Below are 3,745 nucleotides of genomic sequence, written 5' to 3'. Positions count from 1 at the left end.
CATAAAATTTAATTTTTTATAATCAAAGTCTCCCAATAGCTCAAAGAATTTTATCCCTTTATATCTATATGTCGGAATAAAATTTAATTTTATGATTTCCTCCATATTGTACAGCCCAAGACCTACATAAAACACAATTACATTTTTATCCTTTATTTTTTCATAATTTTCTTTTATAAAATCTATCCCCTTTATACGACCATTTTCTATACATCCGCCAAATACTATATTTTCGTATTTTTTTAAATCGGAATTTCTTATATCAGACAATTCATACAAATCTGCATTTGTTTTTATAGCAAGCCAACCAGCGTATTTTTTTGTAGTATTGTATTTCGTTTTATAAATGATCACTGTTTTGTTCATAATAAAACCTCCAATTATTTACTATTAATTAATAATTAGAGGTTTCCTTTTACTTTCCTTTATTATTTTGTAGTTATACTTATCCTATACAAACATTTTATCTCCCAATAGCACAAAATTTTGTAGCATTAAAAATGCCTTTATATCTATTTTTTCATCTGACTCTAAAATAGCCTCTGCTTCTTGTTGTGATACTAAAATAGTCTCTATATCTTCGTTTGCTTCTAAGTAATCCCTACTTATTTCGCCATCACATGTGCAGAAAACAAGCGCAACTGATTCATCTGTCATCCCCGGTGAAAGATAAGTCTTACCCTTACTGTATTTTTTATTTATTTCTAGTAAATTCAATCCAGTTTCTTCCTTTAGCTCTCTTCTGACAGTTTCTAATATATCTTCACCATGATCTACAAGTCCTGCTGGCACTTCGTATATATAATTGTTTACAGGAACTCTGAATTGCTTTATAACTACTAGTTTTTTATACTCTACATGATATGCAATTATTGCCACTGCATCCACATTGTCTTCTTTTCCATTTAGATAGATATCTTGTATATTCTCTTTGCTCTTTCTAGTCACAACTGACCAGTGTTTATCTTGATTTAATTTATTTACATATTCTAAATCGTATAAACTTATAAATTTTCCCTCTACAATACTGTTTACATTTTTTATTCTCTTTGACAAAACACTCACCCTTTCTATTTGAAAATTAGACGACTATATATCCTCTATCCTCAGTATTTTTTATATATTCATTTACAATATTAATATAATCTATTTCTTCTTTTTTTATTATTCTATCTGATTTACCTTGTTTTAAAATCATATTTTTTATCTCTCTTTTTATTTTCTCTACAGCCTCTTTATTTAAATCTCTTGTATCTAATATTTTTTCGTATTTTACTTCAAACATCCTTATATAATATATTTTATATTTAAATTCATCTATTTTCATCCAAAATACTATATTTCTCTTTAAATTCACGAGATTTTTTTGTTTTCTGACTATTGAAGAAAATAAATCGATTTCTTCTTTTATAACGGCTGCCTTTTCAAAATTCAAATTTTCTATTTGAGAGTTCATCTCTTTTTTAAGCTGTCTTACTACAAAATGAGATTTACCGTTTAAATCAGCCTCTATATTTTTTATCGTGCTGTATTTTAAAGTTTCATCTACCTTTCCCCTACATGGCGCTATACATTTTCCTAAATCATATCTTATACATTTAGTAGGCCTAGAGCATATAGGAAGCTTATAGACCTTTACTAAGATATCCTTTATAGCAGTCATCTTTCTCCCAAAGGAATAAGGTCCGAAGTAAATACCGTCATCATCTATATCGTCTTTTACTTCTATCAAATTATGATTATTTTGATTTAGACTCAAATACTTGTACTTGTCGTAGTTTTTCAATAACGTGTTGTACATCGGCTTTATCTCGTGTATATACCTGCACTCTAGTAAAAGAGCGTCAAATTCTGTATCTGTCCTTATTATCTCTACATATGATACATTTTTAATCATCCTCTTTATCTTTCTAGAATGGCCTCCTCCTTTGAAAAAATAGCTCTTGACGCGATTTTTTAAATTTTTAGACTTACCGACGTATATTGTAAAATCGTCCTTGTCCTTCATAAGGTAAATCCCTGGACTATTTGGCAGTTCGTTTAATTCATCTAATTTATAAACCGATTTTTTCATTTTATAAGCTAGACTCTCCACTTTCTATATTTTTAGGCTTTGGATTTCTCTCAGCTACAAATGCAGCTATTAAAATTACAGCTCCTCCTATCAGCTGCCATACTGAAAAAGGCTCTTTTAATAAGAATATACTAAATAATATAGATGAAACTGGATCTAGATATCCCAATATAGCTATACTTTGAGCTTTTAAATCATTCATAGCTGAAAAATACAAGCAGTACGCAATTCCCGTATGAGCTATACCTAAAATCAAGATAAGTACTATAGATTTTGCTCCATCAAATGTTATCTGATTTCTAAGTATTACCCATGGAACTAAGACCATACTCGCCATGAAAAGTTGTATAAATGTCTTCTTGTAATCGTCTACATTTTTTATAAACTTATTCAATATAACTACAGATGCATAAAGACACGCTGCTAAAAACGCGTTAAATACACCCTTCGCTAAATCAATATTAGCTGAAGATGCTCCTTGAGTTTTTACAATTAAAACTAACCCTATCATGGCGCATATTACAGCTACGACCTTTTTTAAAGTCAGCTTTTCCTTTAAAAAAATAGGTGATACAAATATAACTATAACTGGTGCAAGATAGTATACAATTGTCGAATTTGAAACAGTCATGTAGTTGTAGGAATTAAATAAAAACACCCAATTTAAGCCTATCGCCATACCTGATATTACAAGTACGATAATACTTTTTTTGTCCTGTTTTTGATTATTTTCATAATCGTCAACTTCTAATTTTTTCTTTCCCTGCATTTTAGCCAGTAAAACTACACCTAAAAAAGCACTCCCTATAATACCTCTAAAAAATGCTATCTCGACAGAATCTAAAGATATATTTTTTACAAATACTCCTATACTCCCCCAAAGTAGCATCGCAATTAATACTTTTATCGTCGCTTTATTCATAAAAATCCTCCCCTTCATGTAGAATAATTACAACCATTTATCGATTAATTCTTTTATATCGCAGTGTACATAGTCTCTTACGTCACTTCCCTTTACTGAATAAGAAGTTCCCTTTGCAAAAAATATAGAATTTGAAGTGTACTCTTCATCAGCATCCTTGTCGTATCCATATCTTTGTATAACCTCTTCTGGGTTGTGGCATTCGTCATAGCCTGCAAAGTTAAATGAAATCTTACCTGTACCCCTTGTAAAAGAAATTAATTCCAACTGATAGTCCATAAACGTCGCAACTGGTCCTCTTCCAGTTATTGTTGACTTTCCATTTATGCTCTGAGGAACATCGAATGTGCCGTTTAATTTTTGGATATCGGACATCACTCTTCCCAAGTAGTTGTCCTCGACCTCTATTTCAAAATTGTAAAATGGCTCCAAAATTATATTTTCACTCTGTTCTATTCCCTGTCTTATGGCTCTATATGTACATTGTCTAAAATCTCCACCGCAAGTATGTTTTATATGTTCTTTACCAGTTAGCAAGGTTATCTTCAAATCAGTTAGTTCAAATCCACATAGTATTCCGTGGTGTTTTCTCTCAAATACGTGTTTTTTTATTAAATTTTGGTGTCCTACACTCAAATCGTCTATATGCGCCTTGCTCTCAAATACAATACCTCCCCCTCTAGTATTTGGCTCTATTTTTAAGTGAACTTCTGCGTAATGTTTTAGAGGTTCGTAGTGACCACTTCCTA

Annotated in this window: 4 protein-coding genes and 1 pseudogene; all 5 read right to left on the bottom strand. The window is 30.8% G+C overall.

From position 1 onward, the window contains the following. A partial coding sequence (locus tag MR593_RS00365) for a flavodoxin domain-containing protein (RefSeq protein ID WP_290685655.1) occupies positions 1-366 on the bottom strand: 366 nt, incomplete at its 3' end. Between the two features lie 84 nt (positions 367-450). Then, positions 451-1,056: an NUDIX hydrolase gene (locus MR593_RS00360; RefSeq protein ID WP_331474692.1), complete on the bottom strand. Its 606-nt coding sequence runs from the start codon at positions 1,054-1,056 to the stop codon at positions 451-453. 25 nt (positions 1,057-1,081) lie between these two features. Next, a complete protein-coding gene (locus tag MR593_RS00355; protein ID WP_290685649.1) occupies positions 1,082-2,074 on the bottom strand; it encodes a GIY-YIG nuclease family protein in 993 nt (330 codons plus the stop codon). Between the two features lies 1 nt (position 2,075). After that, on the bottom strand, positions 2,076-2,996 hold the full coding sequence (locus tag MR593_RS00350) for a DMT family transporter (RefSeq protein WP_290685647.1): 921 nt from the start codon (positions 2,994-2,996) through the stop codon (positions 2,076-2,078). A gap of 27 nt (positions 2,997-3,023) precedes the next feature. Next, a pseudogene (locus MR593_RS00345) lies at positions 3,024-3,745 on the bottom strand (elongation factor G); the annotation flags it as partial.

Origin of the sequence: Intestinibacter sp. (assembly GCF_022780145.1) — a bacterium.
Lineage (GTDB): Bacteria > Bacillota > Clostridia > Peptostreptococcales > Peptostreptococcaceae > Intestinibacter.
This window is presented reverse-complemented; position numbering and strand designations above follow the sequence as displayed.

Excerpts from the sequence above, each read along its gene's own strand:
- MR593_RS00355 (WP_290685649.1), bottom strand. The coding sequence starts at position 2,074 with ATGAAAAAATCGGTTTATAAATTAGATGAATTAAACGAACTGCCAAAT.
- MR593_RS00350 (WP_290685647.1), bottom strand. The coding sequence starts at position 2,996 with ATGAATAAAGCGACGATAAAAGTATTAATTGCGATGCTACTTTGGGGG.